At 31.6% G+C, this 21,662-nt stretch carries 21 protein-coding genes; 14 read left to right on the plus strand and 7 right to left on the minus strand.

The window, feature by feature from the left end; all coding sequences use genetic code 11:
- Nucleotides 1–165: 165 nt before the first annotated feature.
- From B2989_RS14520 to B2989_RS14530, 3 genes are all read right to left on the minus strand, one after another.
- Nucleotides 166–1,338 (minus strand): hypothetical protein, encoded by a 1,173-nt coding sequence (locus B2989_RS14520; RefSeq protein ID WP_292949880.1) that lies wholly within the window; start codon nucleotides 1,336–1,338, stop codon nucleotides 166–168.
- A 2-nt stretch (nucleotides 1,339–1,340) separates the two neighbouring features.
- On the minus strand, nucleotides 1,341–2,594 hold the full coding sequence (locus tag B2989_RS14525) for a tyrosine-type recombinase/integrase (RefSeq protein WP_292949882.1): 1,254 nt from the start codon (nucleotides 2,592–2,594) through the stop codon (nucleotides 1,341–1,343).
- A gap of 229 nt (nucleotides 2,595–2,823) precedes the next feature.
- Nucleotides 2,824–3,846, minus strand: a complete 1,023-nt coding sequence (locus B2989_RS14530; protein ID WP_292949884.1) for a LacI family DNA-binding transcriptional regulator — start codon at nucleotides 3,844–3,846, stop codon at nucleotides 2,824–2,826.
- A 117-nt stretch (nucleotides 3,847–3,963) separates the two neighbouring features.
- On the opposite strand from B2989_RS14530, the gene B2989_RS14535 reads away from it, so the two are divergent.
- The 5 genes from B2989_RS14535 to B2989_RS14555 all read left to right on the plus strand — a co-directional run bounded on the left by B2989_RS14535 (nucleotide 3,964) and on the right by B2989_RS14555 (nucleotide 11,794).
- Nucleotides 3,964–6,630, plus strand: a complete 2,667-nt coding sequence (locus B2989_RS14535; protein ID WP_292949886.1) for a TonB-dependent receptor domain-containing protein — start codon at nucleotides 3,964–3,966, stop codon at nucleotides 6,628–6,630.
- A gap of 102 nt (nucleotides 6,631–6,732) precedes the next feature.
- The gene (locus tag B2989_RS14540) at nucleotides 6,733–8,043 is read left to right on the plus strand and encodes an MGH1-like glycoside hydrolase domain-containing protein (RefSeq protein ID WP_292949888.1); all 1,311 of its coding nucleotides are present in this window, start codon (nucleotides 6,733–6,735) and stop codon (nucleotides 8,041–8,043) included.
- A 22-nt stretch (nucleotides 8,044–8,065) separates the two neighbouring features.
- Nucleotides 8,066–9,673 (plus strand): sodium:solute symporter, encoded by a 1,608-nt coding sequence (locus B2989_RS14545; protein WP_292949890.1) that lies wholly within the window; start codon nucleotides 8,066–8,068, stop codon nucleotides 9,671–9,673.
- Between the two features lie 8 nt (nucleotides 9,674–9,681).
- Nucleotides 9,682–10,815, plus strand: coding sequence for a glycerate kinase (locus tag B2989_RS14550; protein WP_292949891.1), 1,134 nt, complete (start codon nucleotides 9,682–9,684; stop codon nucleotides 10,813–10,815).
- A gap of 1 nt (nucleotide 10,816) precedes the next feature.
- Nucleotides 10,817–11,794: a type I phosphomannose isomerase catalytic subunit gene (locus B2989_RS14555; RefSeq protein ID WP_292949893.1), complete on the plus strand. Its 978-nt coding sequence runs from the start codon at nucleotides 10,817–10,819 to the stop codon at nucleotides 11,792–11,794.
- A 45-nt stretch (nucleotides 11,795–11,839) separates the two neighbouring features.
- Here B2989_RS14555 and B2989_RS14560 read toward each other — a convergent pair whose 3' ends face one another.
- The 4 genes from B2989_RS14560 to B2989_RS14575 all read right to left on the minus strand — a co-directional run bounded on the left by B2989_RS14560 (nucleotide 11,840) and on the right by B2989_RS14575 (nucleotide 13,828).
- Nucleotides 11,840–12,235: a rhodanese-like domain-containing protein gene (locus B2989_RS14560; protein WP_292949895.1), complete on the minus strand. Its 396-nt coding sequence runs from the start codon at nucleotides 12,233–12,235 to the stop codon at nucleotides 11,840–11,842.
- Between the two features lie 10 nt (nucleotides 12,236–12,245).
- Nucleotides 12,246–12,554: a rhodanese-like domain-containing protein gene (locus B2989_RS14565; protein ID WP_145002711.1), complete on the minus strand. Its 309-nt coding sequence runs from the start codon at nucleotides 12,552–12,554 to the stop codon at nucleotides 12,246–12,248.
- 113 nt (nucleotides 12,555–12,667) lie between these two features.
- Nucleotides 12,668–13,288, minus strand: a complete 621-nt coding sequence (locus B2989_RS14570) for a thioredoxin family protein (RefSeq protein WP_292949898.1) — start codon at nucleotides 13,286–13,288, stop codon at nucleotides 12,668–12,670.
- Between the two features lie 3 nt (nucleotides 13,289–13,291).
- Complete coding sequence (locus tag B2989_RS14575) at nucleotides 13,292–13,828, minus strand: TlpA disulfide reductase family protein (RefSeq protein ID WP_292949900.1); 537 nt, start codon at nucleotides 13,826–13,828, stop codon at nucleotides 13,292–13,294.
- 325 nt (nucleotides 13,829–14,153) lie between these two features.
- Between B2989_RS14575 and B2989_RS14580 the strand changes: the two genes are divergently transcribed.
- From B2989_RS14580 to B2989_RS14620, 9 genes are all read left to right on the plus strand, one after another.
- On the plus strand, nucleotides 14,154–15,548 hold the full coding sequence (locus B2989_RS14580) for an anthranilate synthase component I family protein (RefSeq protein WP_292949902.1): 1,395 nt from the start codon (nucleotides 14,154–14,156) through the stop codon (nucleotides 15,546–15,548).
- Nucleotides 15,545–16,108 carry an anthranilate synthase component II gene (locus B2989_RS14585; RefSeq protein WP_145002723.1) on the plus strand — a complete coding sequence of 188 codons (564 nt, stop codon included), beginning with the start codon at nucleotides 15,545–15,547 and terminating at the stop codon, nucleotides 16,106–16,108. The genes B2989_RS14580 and B2989_RS14585 overlap by 4 nt, the downstream gene beginning before the upstream one ends.
- Before the next feature lies 1 nt (nucleotide 16,109).
- Entirely contained in the window at nucleotides 16,110–17,102 is a 993-nt protein-coding gene (gene trpD, locus B2989_RS14590) for an anthranilate phosphoribosyltransferase (protein ID WP_292949905.1), read from the plus strand.
- Nucleotides 17,102–17,887: an indole-3-glycerol phosphate synthase TrpC gene (gene trpC, locus B2989_RS14595; RefSeq protein ID WP_292949907.1), complete on the plus strand. Its 786-nt coding sequence runs from the start codon at nucleotides 17,102–17,104 to the stop codon at nucleotides 17,885–17,887. Before trpD ends, trpC begins: the two co-directional genes overlap by 1 nt.
- Nucleotides 17,888–17,891: 4 nt before the next feature.
- Nucleotides 17,892–18,527, plus strand: coding sequence for a phosphoribosylanthranilate isomerase (locus B2989_RS14600; protein ID WP_292949909.1), 636 nt, complete (start codon nucleotides 17,892–17,894; stop codon nucleotides 18,525–18,527).
- Nucleotides 18,517–19,698: a tryptophan synthase subunit beta gene (gene trpB, locus B2989_RS14605; RefSeq protein WP_292949911.1), complete on the plus strand. Its 1,182-nt coding sequence runs from the start codon at nucleotides 18,517–18,519 to the stop codon at nucleotides 19,696–19,698. Before B2989_RS14600 ends, trpB begins: the two co-directional genes overlap by 11 nt.
- 424 nt (nucleotides 19,699–20,122) lie before the next feature.
- Entirely contained in the window at nucleotides 20,123–20,887 is a 765-nt protein-coding gene (trpA, locus tag B2989_RS14610; RefSeq protein WP_292949913.1) for a tryptophan synthase subunit alpha, read from the plus strand.
- Between the two features lie 9 nt (nucleotides 20,888–20,896).
- Complete coding sequence (locus tag B2989_RS14615) at nucleotides 20,897–21,358, plus strand: GNAT family N-acetyltransferase (protein ID WP_292949915.1); 462 nt, start codon at nucleotides 20,897–20,899, stop codon at nucleotides 21,356–21,358.
- 108 nt (nucleotides 21,359–21,466) lie between these two features.
- The gene (locus B2989_RS14620; protein WP_186439202.1) at nucleotides 21,467–21,616 is read left to right on the plus strand and encodes a hypothetical protein; all 150 of its coding nucleotides are present in this window, start codon (nucleotides 21,467–21,469) and stop codon (nucleotides 21,614–21,616) included.
- Nucleotides 21,617–21,662 lie beyond the last annotated feature (46 nt).

The raw sequence follows: 21,662 nt of genomic DNA on the forward strand, positions 1-21,662 counted from the left end.
TTGTATACTACAAAGATTATCAGATTAAAAAAGAGAAAAAAGGGAGGAGTAAAGTATATCAATAATAACGCAAAACATTGATAAACAGATACATAAAAGCATTTATTAAGTTGCCAAAACTAACAAAATAGGAGAATTAAGAGGAAAATTAGACGTAATGAATTTCTAAAAAAATCTAGTTTTTATATCTAAGTATAATTTCTCTATCATTTTTTGATTTTTCAATTCTGAACATTCTTGTTCAATTTTTCCTATTTCAGAAATATCAATTCCATAATTCCTTACAAATTTAGAAATATCATTCTTTTTAAACTTATGACCATTTATTCTGAATTTCAAATTTAAAAAACGATCATACGATGAACGATCTTTTTTAATATCAAAAACAAAAAACTCTTTTAACAAATAAAACATAAACCCATAGTCCTTCTTTGAGAAATCATTTAAAGTTAAGTCTATGGGGTTATTATCATCTATACACATTTGAGAAGCAAACAAACTCCAATTTAAACAAGTAATACCTCTATTGTTTAAAAAATTGAAAAACACTTTTAAAGCAGGATAATTGTCTCCCCAATAAGTATTATCAAATTGAATCACATTTGAAGACTCTAAAACAGGAATGTGATTCTTAATTATTTCAAATTGATTTTTTGCAATTTTCAGCTCCATTTCAACATCTGACTTAGCACGATTTACAATTGACAAGTCCTTATCAAGGCGTTGTATTAATTGTAAACGCTCCTTATTATCTGATTTTGATTTTTCTAATGAAATTTGACTTTCTTCAAGATGTTTCCTATAGGAATCATTTGATTTATATGCGATTTCAATTTTATCTTTAAGAGTTTGCAAAATAGAAATTTCAAAAGTGTCAAAATCTGGAAGACGGTTTTTAGGACTTAATACATTTTCATTCATTTCCTCTATAAGATGTTTTAGCAGAAGATATTTTGATTTCGCTATCTTAAATTCAAAAAAACTTTTTTTAAACAAATTTATTCTGTCGTCAACTTTAGTATAATGAAATATAGAATGAAAAATTGTCAGGATTCTATTTAAATTAGTTTCATTAAATAAAATTGGGAACTTATTATCATTCCCTTTTATTAATGTTTCATAGGAAGCTATTGGCTTAATTAATTGTTCATTATATTTTTTTTTAATATTAAAAAACAAATACACAAATTCATTTTCTGCATCCTTTGATTCATTTAGATTATTAAAAGTAGTTTTTATCCAACTCTCTAGTTCTTTGTTGACCTTTTCAATTATTAACAAATCCGCTTCTCTAATAGGAACTATGTCTATATGATTTTCAAATTCTTTCCATTTCATAATTAATCAAGCTTTAATGATGAAAACGCCTTATTAATTGCATCGTGTTTTGCTAGATTATCAACTTTGTAATAGCTATTAAAGGTCTTAAAATCTTTGTGTCCTGTCATTTCCATTATAGTTTTATCAGCAATTCCTTTATTTTTAAGTATGGTAATAAATGTTCTTCTTGCTGTATGTGTACTTACTCTATTATAAAATGGCGCTTTCAATATTTTATGTTCTCTATTTTTAGTTCTACTATATTCTACTTCAAAAGTAAACTCTGCATCCTTAAATATTTCCTTGATAAAATAGTTTTGCTTTTGATTACTAATTAATGGTAATTGAAAATCATATTTTTCTAAAATATTTTTAGACACTTCAAATAAAGGAATTTCTCTTACTTCCTTAGTCACATCTTTTTCCTCCTTAATTAAAATTGAATTTTCAGTTACAGTACGTTTATTTATTCTTTTTAACTCTCCATACCTTAGTCCTGTTAAACATTGAAATACAAAAACATCTTTAACTCTTTCTAAAGCCTGTGACTTAGTTTGATAATTATAAATTTCATTCACTTGATCTAAGTTTAAAGCTATTTCTTTAGTAATAACCCGCTCTGGCTTTTTAAAATCGACAAAAGCACTATTGTAAGTAAATTTATTTTTTAAAGCCCAAAACATAAATGTTTTAAATAGTCCAAGGTTTCTAGCAAACGTATTAGTACTATGATCTAATGATGTGTAACAAAAATCTTTGAATTCAGTATCAAAATTATTATCAATTGTACTAAAAGTAAGTTTGTAATTTTTATTTTTCTCAAAATTTATTAGATGATTTTTAATATTAAAATATCTTTTAATAGTAGATTGTTTCCATTCTTTTCTTTTTTGTTTCTCCTCCATGAATTTATCGTAAGCATTAAAAAAAGTATGAATAGTTTTAGAAATTTTCTTAAACTCTAAATCAAAAGCCTCACGCAATATTTTAGAGGTAAATTCTTCATTAATTTTTAAATATAACGCCTTAGTTTCTTCAAATTTCTGCGTATATCTTGATAATTGAGTATTTACTAACATATTGTTAAGCGCCTTGTATTTGCCTTTCAAGTATGGTTGTCTATAATCAAAATCCCAATTTATAGGAGCGATTGATTCTCCAGTAGAATAAACAAACTTCTTTTTCTCTTTATTAAAATGGCAAGTGAAATAAATTAACGTTGGTTTTTCTCCAATTTGCTTTTGAGGATTTTTTAAGTAAAAAGAATGTTTCATTATAATTCAAAAATGAGTTAAAAAACTGGGTGACAAAATAGGTGACAAAATAGGTGACAAAACAGTTATATTTAAATATATAATTAAAACACAAAACAACTATAAACCTCTGTTATCATTAGCAAATATAACATTTTTTATACTTTATTCAATATAGCAAAACATATACTACCAATACTCTCCGACTCCACTTTAAACGCTCTGAAGCATTGATTTCAGGGCGTTTTTTTTAGGACCTAAAGGAAGAATCCCTAATTACTATATTACTTTTAATTTCAACTAACTTACTAGTAATATTATCTTCAGGCACATTAATTTCATTTATAAGATATTGTACTGCTGTACGTCCTATTTTTTCTCCAGGTTGATCTACTGTGGTTAATTTGGGTTCTATTATAATAGAGTTAACAGAATTACTAAATCCAACAACTGCAATTTCTTCAGGTATTTTTACATTAAACTTATTTAGTGTTTGTATTACGCCTATTGCTGCACCATCTGTAATCGCGAAAATAGCATCAGGTCGTACCTTTGAACTCAATAATATATTGGTCATTCTTTTTCCCTCTTTCATTGATATATCCTCAACACTAATAACCATTTTGGGATCTAGCTCAAGGTTATTATCCTTCAAAGCTTTTAAATAACCCGAATACCGTTTTTCCGAATTATAAGAATATTCACCTTCCTTAATTATAGCTATTCGCTTTTTTCCAATATTAATTAAATGTTCAACTATATTATAAGCTGCTTCCTCATCGTTTATTGTAATTTGGGTGCATGGAATTTTATTTGAAACCTTATCAAATAAAACAATTGGAATTGTATTTAACGTTGCTAATATGTGATCAACTTCTCTAGTACGTTTGGTTAGTGAGGCTAATATACCATCCACACCAAATTGCATCATGGTATTAAACATCTCTTTTTGCTTTTCTACATCATTATTAGATTCTGATATAATCACCCTAAATCCTTTACTTTCGGCCTCTTCCATAATACCTCTAACAATAGTCGTAGTAAAGTAATGTGTTATATTGGGTACGATAACACCAATAATATTAGACCTATGATTTCTAAAACCTTTGGCAAAAATGTTTGGGACATAATTTAATTTTAACGCTAATGCCTTTACCTTCTCTTTAGTTTGCAAGCTAATGTCTGGATGATCATTTAATGCTCTAGAAACTGTTGATATCGATAATTCTAAAGTCTGAGCTAATTTTTTTAAAGTGGTAACTTCTTTCTTCATAAAAATAAAATTTCAAACGTTTTCGCAAACGTTTGCATACAAATATCGTACTTTTTAACACACAACAATGCTTAATTCGTAATTATATTAGCCTAACATTAACTAATTCTTAATAAAATGAAAAAACTAACCACCACACTATTATTATTATTTTGTTGTTTTTCAATGTTTGCACAAACAGAAATATCCGGAACTGTAAAAGACAAAGCTGGATTACCAATTCCAAACGCTAACATTTTAATTATTAACTCAAACGTTGGAGCTTCTACAGATTTTGACGGAAATTTTAGTTTTACGGTACCTGAACTTACAGGGTCTAAGGAGTTACAAGTATCTTACATTGGCTACACTACTTTGATTAAAAAAGTAGATTTAAACGGTACTCCATTGACACTTGATATTATCTTACAAGAAGGTAATAATTTAGATGAAATTGTTCTTACAGCTTCTTCTACTTTTAGATCACAAAAACAAGCGCCTTTATCCATTAGTAGTAAAGGCATTAAAGAAATTACTAGACTATCGGCTAACAGTCAAGCAGATATTTTAAGAGATGTACCTGGTATTACTGCTGAAGGTGGTGGTGGAGAAACTGCAACCAACCTTTTTGTCAGAGGTTTACCTTCTGGTGGACAATATGTCTTTAACCCTTTACAATACGATGGTATGCCACTTATGAGCACGTTTGGATTAAACTCATCTGCACATGATGTTTACGCTAGACCTGATGTTGGTTTTAAAGGTGTCGAATTTGTTAGAGGTGGATCTGCTGTACTTTATGGTGCTGGATCGGTTGCTGGTATAATTAACTATACAAGTAAAACTGGAGATTCTAATGACGAAAATTTAATTAATGTAGAATGGGGAAATGACGGTAGATTAAAAACAGACTTTTATACTGGTGGACAATTAGGCAGCGAAGATTCTAACACTTATTACGCTTTTACAGGTTTTGTTAGAAAAGATGATGGTCCAATTGAAACTGGTTTAACCACAAAAGGAGTGCAGCTTAGAGGTAATATCAAACAAAAATTTGAAAACGGATCCTTTACAGTGCATGGGCAATATATTAATGATAGAGCTCAATTTTACTTACCATTACCATTAGATGGAGCGTCTAGAGAACGGTTAAATGGTAACGATGGTGAAGAAGTAAGCCAACTATTGTCTGGTGAACTGGCAAACACTACATTTTTAACTCCAGGAGGTGTATATGAAAGTCCAATTGAAGATGGTGTCTACACAAAAGGTGGTTACCTTTTAGCAGATTTTAACTACAACTTAAATGACAACCTAAAATTTAAATCAAAAGTAAAATATGCCAACTACCAACACAATTTTGCATTATATGTAGGTGGTAGTGGTGATTATGGTAATCCAATTACTATTAATGATTATGTAGCTGCTATTGCACCAGATAATACCGCATTTAGTGCAACATACCAAGGTGGAGCTGGTAACCAAATTAACGGTAACGATTTAGTGGTAGAAAATCTACACGTAGATAGGTTAAGACCAATGACAGATTATTCTGGAGAGGCTAGCTTTATATTAAATTCTGATGATGGAATACACACCTATACTGCTGGAACATTCTTAGCCAGAACAGAAGCTGAAGATGTTAACTATCAATATAGAGTCCTTTCAGAATTTAATAATAATCCGCAATTAGTTAACTTAAGCTACACTGACGCTGGAGGAAATAATGTAATATATTCTGAAGGTGGTTTATACAACAGGATTGGTATGACAGCCAATAATTACCTAACGCAAAGCAGAACTGCTTTTTATCTTACAGATGAAATGGTTTTTGACAGATGGCGTTTTGATGTTGGATTCCGTATAGAGTCTACAACTGGTACCTTTAGAAAAGGAGGATTAGAAACCACTCAAGTTTATGAAAACGCTGACTTAACAACTAACTTACAAAACGTTCAATTTGCTGATGGTACTTTTACAACTGGCGAAATTAAAGATACAGATTGGGCATTATCATTAGCAGGTTTATACAAACTAACTGATGCCACAAACTTATATGCTAACTTCTCAAAAGGATACTTTTTTCCGCAACAACGTGGTTTTGGTCCAACTCCAGGAATAAGAGATACCAATTATGAGGCTGAAACGATTTTACAAGGTGAAATGGGAGCCAAATTTGGAACAGATAAATTTTCTGGTTCTGTGGCTGCATACTATGTTGGGTTAAGCGACCGTATACGTATAGATCAAGCTATTTCTGGAGGTCAATTAGTCGATCAAGCTAGAAGTGAGCAATCAACACAAACATTAGGTCTGGAAGCAACTGGTAGATATAAATTTACTGAGCATTTAAATGTTTCTGGGACGCTAACATACCAAGATCATGAAATTACAACTAATCAAACTGAAGATTTAGTCAATGGTACATCAAGTACTATTAATGAAGGTAATGAAATTGCAAGACAACCTAACCTTTTAGGAAACTTAGGTCTTAACTACGATAACAAAGTTTTTGATGCAAGCTTTGCTGTTAACCACACAGGAAAAAAGTTTACTGACGACACTAATAATGTAGAGTTAGATGCTATTACAATTGCAAGATTAGGCGCTGGTTACACAATACAAACTAATGAAGATACGTCTTTACGTTTTGGATTATCTGTATTTAACTTATTTGATAGTTCTGGTATTACAGAAGGAAACCCAAGAGCTGGTATTGCTGGTCAATCTGGAGATGGCGAGTTTTTTGTTGGACGACCAATCTTACCTAGACGTATGTTCTTAACAGCAACATTCAACTTTTAATTTATAATAATTTAATTAGTCATATAACTCATCATTTTTTTTGCTAAGTAAAGTGATGGGTTATTTTTTTAAAATCAAAAAAACTTACAATCTTTAATATATATGAAGGATTTACAAAACAACGCTATTACAGTATTAAACAATAACTGGAAAGATAAATTTAGCATTCCATGCGCAAAGCTTTACCCTTTTCAATGGTTCTGGGATTCTGGATTAATCGCAATTGGTTTCGCTCATTTTGACATGCCTAAAGCCGAAAAAGAAATAGAAACATTGCTTGATGCACAATGGAGTAATGGTTTTATTCCTCATATTATTTTTCATACCGAAACTGACACTTATTTTCCTGGACCTGATTTTCATCGTTCAGATTTACATCCAGAATCTTCCAAAAAATATAAATCTACAGGTATGACTCAACCTCCTGTTACTGGTTTTGTTTTAGAGGATTTATACCGTATTAGCAAGGATAGAGACGCTACTTTAAAATTTATAGAGTCCGTAATAGATAAAGTGTATAAAAATCACGAATATTTTTACAACCAACGTGATCCTCAAGATGAAGGTTTAGTTTACATATACCATAACTGGGAATCAGGTACAGACAACTCTCCTATTTGGGATGATATTTGGGACACTATGAATCCTCCAGAATATACTTTTGAAAGACGTGACACAACACATGTTGATGCTGCACAAAGACCTTCTAAAAGAGAATACGATCATTATTTACACATTATTGAAATTGCCAAACAAAACAATTATAATGATCAAAAAATAGCAGAGCTTTCTCCCTTTTTAGTTCAAGATCCATTATTTAACGCAGTACTTTTAAAGTCTAATCAAAGCCTAATAGATTTATATCGTATTATAGGAAATAAAAATAATAACGATAAGATACACCAACTTCAAAAATGGCAAGACAAAGGGACTAAATCGTTTAATAATAAACTCTATGATGAAGAACTGGGTGTTTATGTACATTACGATTTAAGAAACGAAAAATTATTAAAACACATATCATCCTCTTCTTTTGCACCACTTTTTGCTAATCTACCAAGTGAGGCTAGAGCAGAAAAAATGGTTGATATAATGATGGAAAAATTTGGTAATCCAGATCAATATCTGTGTGCATCATTTGATCCAACTAGCGATAGGTTTAATCCTAAAAAATATTGGAGAGGTCCAGTTTGGGTTAATTTAAATTGGATGTTATATTATGGGTTAAAACAATATGGTTTTTATGACATCGCCAAAAGAATGAAACAAGATACCATTGAGATTATTGAAAACAATGGGTTTTACGAGTATTTTGATTCTAGAAAAGAAGAACATAAAAATGGTAACGCAGGTTATGGAGGTCATAATTTTTCATGGAGTGCTGCATTATTTATAGATTTATTAAATGAATAAATAACCCACTAGCTTTAACCACATGAATTATATAGACTACATCATTATCATATTATATTTAATAGGATTTTTAGGAATAGGGTATTTCTTTAAAGAAAATAAAAACTCTAAAGATTACTTCCTTGGAGGTCAATCAATGGGATGGTTTCCGTTAAGTTTATCAACTATGGCTACCCAATTATCTGCTATTAGCTTTATATCTGCACCAGCATTTGTTGGTTTAAAAGAAGGTGGTGGATTGCAATGGTTAACCTATGAGTTTGGTGTACCTTTAGCTATGGCGTTTTTACTAATTGCCATAATACCTACCTTATATAATTCTGGTATTGTTAGTGTTTATGAATATCTAGAACGTCGTTTTGATGCCTCTTCAAGGTTACTTATTAGTTTTGTTTTTCAAATTAGTCGCTCTGTAGCAACAGGTGTTATGGTATATACTATGGCACTTATTTTACAAGCTACCATTGGTATAGACTTTTGGATTTCGATATTAATTATTGGTGTTATAACCATGGTATACTCCTTTCAAGGTGGAATGAAGGCTGTAATTTGGGGAGACGTCATACAAATGTGTATTCTCTTTTTTGGTATAATTATTTGCTTATTTTATGGTTTAAGCGAGCTAGGTGGTTATGATAACTTTATAAATCTTGTTGATAAGGACAGATTAACTGCAGTAGATTTTTCTAAATGGGGATTTAATAATGCCGATAAAAATGACGAATTTGGTTTTTGGCCAATGGTAATTGGAGGTTTCTTTTTGTATGCTTCCTATTATGGTACAGATCAAACACAATCACAAAGACTACTATCTGCAAAAGGATTACCTACCATTAAAAAATTATTACTAGCTAATGGATTGTTTAGATTCCCAATTACATTAACCTATTGTATAATGGGATTAATTTTAGGAACACTATTACTTCAAGACGCTAGTTTTCAAGAGTTATTAAATACAGTTTACCAATCTAACATTACAAGTTTAGAAGGTAAAAAAGCCGACTTAATGGTACCTGTTTTTATAATTAAATACTTACCAAATGGTGTCATCGGTATTTTAATAGTTGCAATAATGTCTGCCGCAATGTCCTCTTTAAGCAGCACAGTAAATTCATTATCTGCAGTAACCTTAGAAGACTTTATAAAACGATTTAAACCTGATATGCCAGACAAAAAATACGTACAATACTCGCGTTTATTATCTGTATTTTGGGGATTAGTATGTTTGTTTTTTGCGTTTTTCGCTGGAAGTATAGAAGGAACTGTTATTGAGGTTATTAACAAAATAAGCTCAATTTTTTATGGTCCCATTTTAGCTGCTTTCATATTAGCTATTCTAACTAAAAAAACGCACGCTTTAGGTGCTAATATTGGTATCGTTATAGGTGTGTTATTCAATATGTATTTATGGCTATATGTACCAAGTATATTTTGGTTTTGGTGGAATGCAATAGGTTGTTTAGTAACTGTTATAATAGCTTTAATTGTAAGCTATGTTATTAAAAAAGAAACCAAACCAGGTTTAGATATTGAAGTCTATAAAGCAGGTAAAAAAGAAGTCATTATACTATTATCATACTTTGTTTTAATTGTGCTGTTTGCAATTTTTATTGGTGAAATTTTAAATTAAAAGTTAACATGAAAATAGTAATTGCTCCTGATAAGTTTAAAAATTCGCTAACCAGTTTAGAGTTTTGTAATATCGTTGAAAAACAGCTTAAAATAGAGTTGCCTTATGCCAATATCGTAAAACTACCATTAGCAGATGGTGGTGATGGTACCATTGACATTGTCAAACATTATTTAGATGGAGAAACTATCAAGACTACAGTGTGCAACCCTTTATTTACAGCAATTGAGGCTAGCTATATTTATGCGCCTAAATATGAAACTGCATTTATAGAAATGGCAGAAGCCTCAGGCTTAAAGCTTTTAAAACCAGAGCAATTAGATTGTAAAATAACTTCCACATTTGGAACTGGCCAGCTTATTTTGGACGCTTTAAACAAAGGTGCAAAAAAAATAATACTTGGTATTGGTGGAAGTGCTACAAACGATTGTGGTATTGGCATGGCAACTGCTTTAGGATACCGTTTTTTGGATAAAAAAGGTGAAACAGTAAACCCTATTGGCAAAAACCTGTCATCTATAAAATCCATTGACGTTAGTCAAGCAAATCCACAAATTTTTTCAACAGATTTTAAAATAGCCTGTGATGTTACTAATCCATTATATGGCAAAAAAGGCGCTGCTTACGTTTACGCTGCTCAAAAAGGAGCTAATCATCAAGATATTTTATTACTTAATAAAGGACTTAAAGATTTTTCAAAATTAATCAGTCAAATCTTTAAAATAGATCCACAGTCCATACCTGGATCTGGAGCTGCAGGAGGTATGGGAATTGCTTCTAAAATATTTTTAAACGGAACTCTTGAAAGCGGAAATAAATTAATTAAACAGTTATCAAATTTTGATAATCAAATTTCAAATGCAGACTGGATTATAACTGGAGAAGGCAAATTGGATAATCAAACGTTATCCGGAAAAACCATTCAAGGTGTTTTAGATACCTCAACTAAAAATAATATTAATGTAGCAGTCTTTTGTGGTGCGATTGACATTAACGAAAAAGCACTAAAAAACATGGGAATTAATTATGCTTCACAAATAATAAACGAAGCAAAAAACTTAGATGACGCCATGCAAAACACTAACATACATCTTAAAACAATGACTAAAAAATTTATTGGTCACATCAAACAACTTAAATAAAATGAAATTATATCCCTTAACTTTCAATCCAGTTTTTAGTTATCGTATTTGGGGAGGCAACAAATTAAAGTCGGTATTAAATAAGAGTTACTCCCAAGACAGCATAGGCGAATCTTGGGAAATTTCTGATGTTGAGGATAACCAAACCATTGTAAATAATGGCAATTTAAAAGGGAATACGCTAAAAGATTTAATTAAGACATTTAAAGGTGATTTTCTAGGACACAAAGTGTATCAAACCTTTGGCAACAACTTTCCGTTGCTAATAAAATTTATTGATGCCAAAACACCTTTATCCATACAAGTTCATCCTAATAATCAGTTAGCTAAAAAAAGACATAATTCATTTGGTAAAAATGAAATGTGGTACGTTATGCAAGCTGAAAATGAAGCCGAATTAATTGTAGGTTTTAATCAAAAAATTAGTAAAGAAGACTACGTACATCACCTTAAAAACAACACCTTAAAAGATATTTTAAATACTGAAACAGTAACATCTGGAGACACCTTTTATATTCCTACTGGACGCGTTCATGCAATTGGAGCAGGTGTTTTACTTGCCGAAATCCAACAAACCTCAAATATTACTTATCGTATATATGATTATGATAGGGTTGACAAAAAAACAGGACAAAAAAGAGAGCTACACACCAATCTAGCTTTAGACGCTATAGACTACAATTTTTATAAAAAATATAAAACAGATTACAATCAGGTATTAAACACACCAAGTCAATTGGTAAATTCCGAGTATTTTAAAACTAATATAATCGAATTAAACACCAAGTTAACAAGGGATGTTACAGCAATAGACTCGTTTATAATTTATATATGTGTTCTGGGAGAGGTTATAATTAACACGCCTGACGACGCTACTAATTATAGCTTAAAAATGGGACAAACTATTATTATTCCTGCCTGTATTAATCTAATAACAATTCATGCAAATTCTGCTAAACTAATTGAAGTCTATTTGTAACATCTAGCAAAAAAAATCCCAATCTGAAAAGATTGGGATTTTTAGTTAATTCTTTTTATAAGGTAATCCATCATGTTTCCATTTAGAGAAACCACCTTGCATATCATATATTTTTTTAAATCCTAAGTCTATCATTTTTTCGGCACACTTAGCACTTCTACCGCCTTTTTGACAATACAATAGTACAGGTTTTTCCCTATCTAAGGTTTTAATATCATCCTCAAATGTAGGCGACATAAAATCTATATTCTGTGCTGATGCAATATATCCAGAATTATATTCCGCTGGTGTCCTAACATCTATAAACTGAACATTATCAAGAGTCAATAGTGTTTGCATTTCCTCTGGAGAGACAACCTTTATTTCACCTTCAACATTTTTTTTACAACTCAGTGCAACAAAAACTAAACACAAACTTAATACTAATGCTATTTTTTTCATACCTTTTTTATTATTCAACTGGTCCTGACCACTCACTAAATCCTCCTAGAAGATTGTAAGTAGTATCAAATCCTAATTGATTCATTATTGCGCATGCTTGGGCACTTCTTCCACCTGATCTACAATACACATAAAAATTCTTAGATTTATCTAACTCCTCGACAGCATAAATAAAACCCTGTCCTTTATAAATGTCAATATGTATTGCATTAGGTATTTTTCCTTCTGCAACCTCTTCATCTGTTCTTACATCAAGGATGACTGCGTTATCGTCTTTTTCTAATTGGTTTACCCAATCCGATTGAATTAAATCTGCCATAATATTTATACAATTTATTTTAGCACAAAATTAACACTTATATAGTATATAGACGTAAAAAAATCCGAAATGTTACATCTCGGATTTTTATTTATTATAATTGATTATTTTTTTTAAACTTTAATAGAACAACCTATAGCTTTAGTTTCGTTAATTTTCACTTCTTTATTATTTAATAGGGCATCAACCGCATCTTCTACATACTTAGTTTTTACAGCATTTGCATCTTGATAATTATCATCAATTGCACCAATATATTTAACTACATTTCCTTTTTGCTCTTTTTGCAAAACATACACATGTGGTGTTTTTGTTGCTCCATATTGCGGATAAATATCCTGACCAGCATCCATCAAATAAGGAAAAGTAAATCCTTTTTCCTTAGCTCTAGTTTTCATTGCTTCCATATTATCTCCTGGTTTAACGGTTGTATTATTAGGCATAATGGCAATTACTGGATAACCTAGATCTGCATACTTTTTATTTAAACCTTGTACTCTATCCTCATAAGCTACTGCGTAGGGACAAGTATTGCAGGTAAATACAACTATAAACCCTTTAGCATCTTCAAAATCTGACAAAGACACCACATTACCATCAATATTTTCAAGTTCAAAATCTGTTGCCACATCACCTATTTTATATCCTGAATCAGTACTATTAGTCTTTGTTGTAAAAGCACTAACCGTTATTATAACGACCAACACTAAGGTTAATTTAAATATTTTTTTCATAATTTATTGTTTTAAAAATTGTTTTAATTCTGTTTCTAACGCTATATAATCAAATGATTGTTCATAAAAAACTGTCTTTTGGGTATTGTAAATTAATGTTGCAGGAATTGCTCCTGACCAATTTTTATCTACTTTAGGTATCCATGTATTAGCATCAACATCGTTTAAAACTACAACCTCACTTTTTAATTTATTTTTCAATAAAAAAGGTTTTAATTTACTTTCAATCTGCTTTGGAAAATCTAAACTCACCAAAATAACTTCTACCTTTTTGTCTGCATACGTTGTATTTAACTGTTCAAAATAAGGTAATTCTTTAACGCATGGTGCACACCAAGTCGCCCAAAAATTTATAACATAAGTTTTACTTTTATCCTTAGCAGCAAGGTATTGCTCCAAACCGTCAAAATCGACTATTTTTAAATCTTGCTTTAAATAAGGTGCGTCTACTATTTTTATTTGATTACTATTTAATAAACTAATGTACTGGTTTCCAAAACCAAAAAAAGTAAAGGTCAATATTAAAAATAAGTGTTTCATAAAGTAAATTTAATATTTATTGTTTTCATCTTTTCAGTTTTAACAAATAATTAAAGGGGAAAATAATTTGAAAACTAACTTTTGATTTATATCTTTGAACTTTATAATAAACATGAACACAATTTTAAATCATACTTGGTGGTGGAATAATCGAAATCAAACTTCGTGAACTAACGCTATACGTATTATTTAAGTAACTATACAAAAAAGGCTTGTCATTCACGACAAGCCTTTTTTTTATTTCTGAACTTGTTTCAGAAAACACAAACAAAATTAATAATATCTCTAATAATGGAGATACTGAAATAAATTCAGCATAATAAAAATGAAAACATTCAGTTTATACACACATTACAAAAAAATACTAGCAGACACCATTACTCCTGTTAGTATCTATTTAAAAATTAGAGATAAATATCCTAATAGTATTTTGTTAGAAAGTAGCGATTATCACGCTAATGATAATAGTTTTTCTTACATATGCTTTAACCCAATTGCCTCAATTAAAGTTGACGACAAAGCAATTACACAAACATTTCCGGATGGTAGTGAGATGAAAAACAAGGTGCGTAATGTAACCGAGATGATACATAAGTTTACCAAACGCTTTAAAGTAAAATCGGACGAGGATTTTAAGTTTATCAACAACGGAATATTTGGCTACACAGCTTATGATGCTGTTAAACACTTTGAAGATGTAGAGATTTCTAAAAAACCAGATTCTCTAGAGATTCCTGACGTTTACTATGCAGTTTACCAAAATATAATTGCTATAAACCACTTTAAAAACGAAGCCTATATTTTTGCACATTGTTTTGAAACAGAAAACAATATAGACGAAGTTTTACAACTAATAAGCTCTAAAAACTTTGCGACTTATAAGTTTACAACAAACTCTGAAATACAATCAAATTTAACGGATGACGAGTATAAAGATCAGGTCCTATTAGCCAAACAACATTGTGCTAGAGGTGATGTGTTCCAGTTAGTATTATCTAAAAAATTCTCGCAAGGTTTTAAAGGTGACGAGTTTAATGTCTATCGTGCCTTACGCAGCATAAACCCATCACCATACCTATTTTACTTTGACTATGGTGACTTCAAGATTTTTGGAAGCTCACCAGAAGCACAATTAGTCGTTAATAACGGTCAAGCCGAAATACATCCAATTGCCGGAACATTTAAAAGGACTGGAAATGATGAGGAAGACCAAAAGCTAGCTAAACAACTAGCCGAAGATGATAAGGAAAATGCAGAACACGTCATGTTAGTGGACCTTGCTAGAAATGATTTAAGCAGACATGGTAGCGAAGTCAAAGTTGTAACCTATAGGGAAGCACAATTTTTTTCTCATGTTATTCACTTAGTTAGTAAGGTAACCGGAAAAGTACACGACAATACACCAACAATGCAGGTAGTTGCAGACACCTTTCCTGCAGGAACTTTAAGTGGTGCTCCAAAACATAAAGCCATGCAACTTATTGAAAAATACGAAAAAACTAGCAGAGCCTTCTATGGAGGAGCAATTGGTTTTATGGATTTTGATGGCAATTATAATCACGCAATTATGATTAGGACATTTATGAGTAAAAACCATCATTTACATTGGCAAGCTGGAGCAGGTCTAGTCTCTAGATCAAACCCAGAAAGCGAGTTACAAGAAGTATATAACAAATTAGGAGCATTAACAAATGCTATAGAATTAGCCAAAGAGATATGAGAGTTTTAGTAATAGATAATTACGATAGTTTTACTTATAACTTAGTTCACTATTTAGAAGACTTAGATTGTGAAGTTACTGTAAAAAGAAATGACAAATTAACCTTGGACGAAGTCGAAGCTTTTGATAAAATTGTACTTTCTCCAGGTCCAGGAATACCTGATGAAGCTGGTTTACTTAAAGCAATAATTAAAACTTATGCTCCTACTAAAAGTATTTTAGGCGTATGTTTAGGTCAACAAGCTATTGGAGAAGTTTTTGGTGGTAGTTTAATTAATTTAGACAATGTATATCATGGTGTATCTACAAATGTAGATATTGTGGTTGACGATGAAGTACTGTTTAAAAACATGAACAAAACTATTGAAGTCGGACGTTACCATTCATGGGTTGTAGATCCTAATTTACCTGAGGTTCTAGAAGCAACATCCTTTGACCAAAATGGACAAGTCATGTCGTTAAGACACAAATTTTACGACGTAAGAGGTGTGCAATACCATCCAGAAAGCGTGCTGACACCAAACGGAAAACAAATTTTAGAAAACTGGATTAAGAGTTAATATGAAACAAATACTAAACAGACTAATTAATCAAGAAAGCATCACTGCAGAAGAAGCTAAATACCTTTTAGTCAACATATCTGAAGGCGCATATAATCAAAGTCAGGTAGCCTCTTTCTTAACGGTTTATATGATGCGAAGTATAACTCTAGAAGAGCTTCAAGGGTTTCGTGATGCATTGTTAGAATTATGTATTCCTGTAAACTTATCAGAATTTGATCCAATCGATTTATGCGGAACTGGAGGTGACGGAAAAGACACTTTTAATATTTCAACCTTGGCATCATTTGTAACTGCTGGTGCTGGAGTTAATGTGGCAAAACACGGTAACTATGGTGTGTCATCAGCTTCTGGATCTTCCAATGTTATGGAAGCTTTAGGCATTCATTTTTCTAATAAAACAGATTTTTTAAAATACGCCTTAGAAAAAGCAGGAATCTGTGTTTTACATGCACCTCTGTTTCATCCTGCTATGAAAAACGTTGCTCCTATTAGAAAAGAATTGGGTGTAAAAACATTTTTTAATATGCTTGGACCAATGGTAAATCCAGCATTTCCAAACAATCAAATGGTAGGTGTATTTAGCTTAGAGCTACAACGCATATATGGTTACTTATACCAAAATACAGATAAAAATTATAGCATCGTACACGCATTAGATGGATATGATGAAATTTCATTAACTGGAAATACTAAGATAATTTCCAATACAGCTGAAACGATATTTAACCCTTGCGACTTGGGTCTAAAACAACTTGAACAATCCGAACTATTTGGTGGAAACACAGTTAAAGAAGCTGCCAAAATTTTCAAAAACATTATAAATGGTAAAGGTACAGACGCGCAAAACAATGTGGTTTGTGCTAATGCAGGTTTAGCAATTGCAACAGCCAAACAAATATCACATTTAGAAGGTTTTGAACTTGCTAAAGAAAGTTTGGAAAGCGGACGTGCAAAAACGAGTTTAGAAAAATTAATCGAATTAAGTAAGTAATGGATATTTTAACTAAAATAGTTAACGACAAACGTATTGAAGTTAACTTACGCAAGCAATTAATCCCAATCAAACAATTAGAACAATCCATTTTGTTTATACGTGAGACCGTTTCACTAGCCGAAAAATTAAAAAATAGTACGACAGGTATCATTGCAGAGCACAAAAGACGTTCGCCTTCAAAACAAGTCATCAATCACGATTTAAATGTCTTTGATGTTGCTAAAGGTTATCAAGATGCTGGTGTTTGTGGAATGTCTGTTTTAACCGACGGAAAATATTTTGGAGGGAGTTTAGACGATTTACTAACTGCAAGAGCAAGTTGCAATTTACCTTTATTAAGAAAAGAGTTTATAATAGACACGTACCAAATAATTGAAGCCAAAGCTTATGGTGCAGATGTTATTTTATTGATTGCAGCTATTTTAACTAAAGAAGAAATAAAAACCTTTTCAGAACTAGCTAAAAGCCTAAATCTTGATGTACTTTTAGAAGTACATAATGAAGCCGAATTACACAAATCAATAATGCCAAGTTTAGACATGCTTGGGGTAAACAACCGTAATTTAAAAACATTTGAGGTTAGTTTAGATACTAGCAAACAATTAAGTAATTTAATCCCTGACGATTTTGTAAAAGTATCGGAAAGTGGAATAAGCAGTATAGAAGCCATAAAAACACTACAACCATTTGGTTATAAAGGGTTTTTAATTGGCGAAAACTTTATGAAAACGGACAATGCTGGTTTAAGTGCCAAACAATTTATCAAAACATTAAACAACTAAGACTATGAAACTAAAAGTATGCGGAATGAAAAACGAAAACAACATCCTAGATGTTGCAGATCTTAATCCAAATTATATGGGTTTCATTTTTTACGAAAAATCATCTCGTTATTTCAACGGAGTCATTCCAGAATTACCAGAAAGCATCAAAAAAATTGGAGTATTTGTAAATGCAACTTTCGAATATATAAAAGGAAAAGTAGATAAACACAACTTACAAGGAGTGCAATTACACGGTCAAGAAACACCAGAACTATGTCAACGTTTAAAAGATTTGGACATTACTGTAATTAAAGTGTTTTCAATAAAAAACCAATTCGACTTCTCTGTTTTAGAACAGTATGAGGACGTTTGCGATAATTATTTATTTGACACAAAAGGAAAAGAACCAGGAGGTAATGGTTACACATTTAATTGGAATGTTTTAAAAAGCTATCCGTCTTCAAAACCTTACTTTTTAAGTGGTGGTATTGGATTAAACGAAATAGATGCTATTCTTTTATTTTTAAAGAGACCAGAATCTTACTTATGCTTTGGGTTTGATTTAAACAGCAAATTCGAAACTGCTGCAGGATTAAAAGACACTACAAAATTAAATGATTTTAAACAAAAATTGATAGCACACAATTATGAGTTTTAATATTAACGACAAAGGATATTACGGAGACTTTGGAGGCGCATACATACCAGAAATGCTATATCCAAACGTAGAAGAGTTACGCCAAAATTATTTAAAAATAATGGCAGAGCCATCTTTTAAAAAAGAGTTTGACCACTTATTAAAAGATTATGTTGGACGTCCTTCTCCACTCTATTTCGCAAAACGATTAAGCGAAAAATATAATACTAAAATCTATCTTAAACGCGAAGATTTAAACCATACAGGTGCGCACAAAGTAAACAATACCATTGGTCAAATTTTAATGGCACAACGCTTAGGCAAAACACGTATTATTGCCGAAACTGGCGCTGGACAACACGGTGTAGCAACAGCAACTGTATGTGCTTTAATGGGCATGGAATGTATAGTCTATATGGGCGAAATTGACATCGCACGTCAAGCACCAAACGTGGCAAGAATGAAAATGTTAGGCGCAGAAGTACGCCCAGCATTATCAGGAAGTCGCACCTTAAAAGATGCCACTAACGAGGCTATTAGAGATTGGATTAACAATCCTGTGGATACACATTATATTATTGGTAGTGTCGTCGGACCACACCCTTATCCAGATATGGTGGCCCGTTTTCAGGCAGTCGTTTCTGAAGAAATTAAATGGCAATTAAAAGACAAAGAAGGTCGAGAAAAACCTGACTATGTCATTGCTTGTGTTGGTGGTGGTAGTAATGCAGCAGGTGCTTTTTACCATTATTTAGACGACACAGATGTTAAATTAGTAGCAGTAGAAGCTGCCGGAAAAGGGATTCATTCTGGAGAAAGCGCAGCAACATCTGTACTAGGAAAAGAAGGAATTATTCACGGAAGTAAAACCCTATTAATGCAAACGCAAGATGGGCAGATTACAGAACCGTATTCGATTTCCGCAGGATTAGATTACCCAGGTGTTGGGCCAATGCACGCTAATTTGTATACCACTGGTCGTGCCGAGTTTATCTCAATTACAGATTATCAAGCCATGACAGCTGGATTAGAACTAAGTCAATTGGAAGGGATTATTCCGGCTATAGAAAGCTCGCATGCATTTGCTGTTTTCGAAGACAAAAAGTTTAACCCAGAAGACATCGTCGTAATTAATTTATCTGGTCGTGGTGATAAAGATTTACAAAATTATATCGACTATTTTAAACTGTAATATTTGGGCGTTACCACAAGGGTCAGGCTTTCAAGGCTCGCGCTCTGCGAGGCGCTCAAACAGACCTATCAATCCTTAACGCGGGATAACACCAAAGTTAGCAGTTAGCAGTTAGCAGTTAGCAGTTAGCAGTTAGCAAAACTAATGAGAATCTAAAATAAGTATTAAAAACAAAGCTAACAATAGAAAAAGTCTCCAATCAATTCGCAGAATTGAAAGCCAAGGCGAAGAATAAATAAAGAAAAGCTCCGAAAAACAGGAGAACACAGTTCGACGCGGAGTTTTCGTATTGATTTTAGTTTGTAAAACTGAAAATTCCTTGGCTTGGATGTCTTTTTTTGGTTCGTTTTTGGGACAAGCAAAAAATGAATACCGATAAATTTAAAAAACTGCATTAGTGCAAAAAAAATAAATTCATTTAAAAATGAACAGAATAAATCAAAAACTAAAAGAAGATAAAAAGCTATTAAGCATATACTTCTCTGCAGGTTACCCAACCCTAACCGACACCGTTTCAATAATACAAAACCTAGAAAAAAACGGAGTTGACATGATTGAAATAGGGCTTCCGTTTAGTGACCCTCTGGCAGATGGACCAACAATACAAGCCAGCTCTACACAAGCATTAAAAAACGGAATGACAACAGAGACGTTATTCACCCAACTAAAAGACATTAGAAAAACGGTATCAATACCATTAATAATAATGGGCTATTTTAATCCAATGTTACAATTTGGTGTTGAGGCGTTTTGCAAAAAATGTCAAGACATCGGAATAGATGGTTTAATTATTCCTGATTTACCAGTAGACGTTTACAATGACCAATACAAAGCTACATTTGAAAAATATGGTTTAATCAATGTCTTTTTAATCACACCACAAACTAGCGTAGAGCGTATTAACTTTATTGACTCTATATCTAATGGCTTCATTTACATGGTAAGTAGCGCAAGTGTAACAGGAGGTAATTCTGGTTTTGGAACAGAGCAGACAGAGTACTTTAAACGTATTGCAGACATGAAGTTAAACAATCCTCAAATTGTAGGTTTTGGTATTTCGGACAATACAACATTTACGCAAGCTACAACATATGCCAAAGGAGCAATTATTGGAAGTGCTTTTATAAAACATTTAACCAAACACGGTAATACTAAAATTGACACTTTTACAAATTCAATTTTAAAATAAAAATCAAGTATGGCTGCAATTACGTTTAGAGAAGCAACTTTGGAAGACAAACCAAAACTATTACAATTTGAACAACAATTGATTGCCTATGAGCGTCCATTTGATTCCATTTTAAAAGAAGATTGCACATATTATGACTTAGATTATTTAATTCAATCTAATGAAGCTAAATTAATTGTTGCTACAGTAAACAACCATTTAATAGCTTGTGGATACGCAAAAATTATAAAAGCAAAACCGTATCATACCATCGACAGATATACTTATATGGGTTTTATGTATGTAGCTCCAGAATTTAGAGGTCAAGGTGTCATTCAAAATATAATCGAGCAATTAAAACAATGGTCAATTAGTTTAAATATTTTTGAAACTAGATTAGAAGTTTATAGTGATAACGAATCTGCAATCAAAGCATATCAGAAAAAAGGGTTTAAAAACAGAATGATTGAAATGAAAATGGATCTTAAATAAACCTTTTAAGAGAGTTTAACACTTAGAGACAAGACTTTAACTAAGCCTTGTGAGACAACAACTTAAGTTAATAGTATCTTTATTACGAACCAAAAAAACAATAAAATTATGGGAATGATAAAAGATAGAAAGAAATTTGAAACTAAGGTTAGACAAACAAATCCTACAAATCCAACTGCAAATACAAAGTTGGAAACTAATGATTTTGATATCGATAAATCGACAATTAAAAAACAACAAAATAAAACAAATAGCTAATCCCAATTAGCCTATTTATTAAATGCCTATTCAGTATATTTGAATA

This window comes from Olleya sp. UBA1516 (assembly GCF_002323495.1).
In the GTDB taxonomy this organism is placed as follows: Bacteria; Bacteroidota; Bacteroidia; order Flavobacteriales; family Flavobacteriaceae; genus Olleya.

Excerpts from the sequence above, each read along its gene's own strand:
- B2989_RS14535 (WP_292949886.1), top strand. The coding sequence starts at position 3,964 with ATGAAAAAACTAACCACCACACTATTATTATTATTTTGTTGTTTTTCA.
- B2989_RS14525 (WP_292949882.1), bottom strand. The coding sequence starts at position 2,594 with ATGAAACATTCTTTTTACTTAAAAAATCCTCAAAAGCAAATTGGAGAA.
- B2989_RS14550 (WP_292949891.1), top strand. The coding sequence starts at position 9,682 with ATGAAAATAGTAATTGCTCCTGATAAGTTTAAAAATTCGCTAACCAGT.
- trpC (WP_292949907.1), top strand. The coding sequence starts at position 17,102 with ATGGATATTTTAACTAAAATAGTTAACGACAAACGTATTGAAGTTAAC.
- B2989_RS14615 (WP_292949915.1), top strand. The coding sequence starts at position 20,897 with ATGGCTGCAATTACGTTTAGAGAAGCAACTTTGGAAGACAAACCAAAA.
- trpD (WP_292949905.1), top strand. The coding sequence starts at position 16,110 with ATGAAACAAATACTAAACAGACTAATTAATCAAGAAAGCATCACTGCA.
- B2989_RS14585 (WP_145002723.1), top strand. The coding sequence starts at position 15,545 with ATGAGAGTTTTAGTAATAGATAATTACGATAGTTTTACTTATAACTTA.
- B2989_RS14555 (WP_292949893.1), top strand. The coding sequence starts at position 10,817 with ATGAAATTATATCCCTTAACTTTCAATCCAGTTTTTAGTTATCGTATT.
- B2989_RS14540 (WP_292949888.1), top strand. The coding sequence starts at position 6,733 with ATGAAGGATTTACAAAACAACGCTATTACAGTATTAAACAATAACTGG.
- B2989_RS14565 (WP_145002711.1), bottom strand. The coding sequence starts at position 12,554 with ATGGCAGATTTAATTCAATCGGATTGGGTAAACCAATTAGAAAAAGAC.
- B2989_RS14580 (WP_292949902.1), top strand. The coding sequence starts at position 14,154 with ATGAAAACATTCAGTTTATACACACATTACAAAAAAATACTAGCAGAC.
- B2989_RS14530 (WP_292949884.1), bottom strand. The coding sequence starts at position 3,846 with ATGAAGAAAGAAGTTACCACTTTAAAAAAATTAGCTCAGACTTTAGAA.
- B2989_RS14600 (WP_292949909.1), top strand. The coding sequence starts at position 17,892 with ATGAAACTAAAAGTATGCGGAATGAAAAACGAAAACAACATCCTAGAT.
- trpA (WP_292949913.1), top strand. The coding sequence starts at position 20,123 with ATGAACAGAATAAATCAAAAACTAAAAGAAGATAAAAAGCTATTAAGC.
- B2989_RS14620 (WP_186439202.1), top strand. The coding sequence starts at position 21,467 with ATGGGAATGATAAAAGATAGAAAGAAATTTGAAACTAAGGTTAGACAA.
- B2989_RS14560 (WP_292949895.1), bottom strand. The coding sequence starts at position 12,235 with ATGAAAAAAATAGCATTAGTATTAAGTTTGTGTTTAGTTTTTGTTGCA.
- B2989_RS14520 (WP_292949880.1), bottom strand. The coding sequence starts at position 1,338 with ATGAAATGGAAAGAATTTGAAAATCATATAGACATAGTTCCTATTAGA.
- B2989_RS14570 (WP_292949898.1), bottom strand. The coding sequence starts at position 13,288 with ATGAAAAAAATATTTAAATTAACCTTAGTGTTGGTCGTTATAATAACG.
- trpB (WP_292949911.1), top strand. The coding sequence starts at position 18,517 with ATGAGTTTTAATATTAACGACAAAGGATATTACGGAGACTTTGGAGGC.
- B2989_RS14575 (WP_292949900.1), bottom strand. The coding sequence starts at position 13,828 with ATGAAACACTTATTTTTAATATTGACCTTTACTTTTTTTGGTTTTGGA.
- B2989_RS14545 (WP_292949890.1), top strand. The coding sequence starts at position 8,066 with ATGAATTATATAGACTACATCATTATCATATTATATTTAATAGGATTT.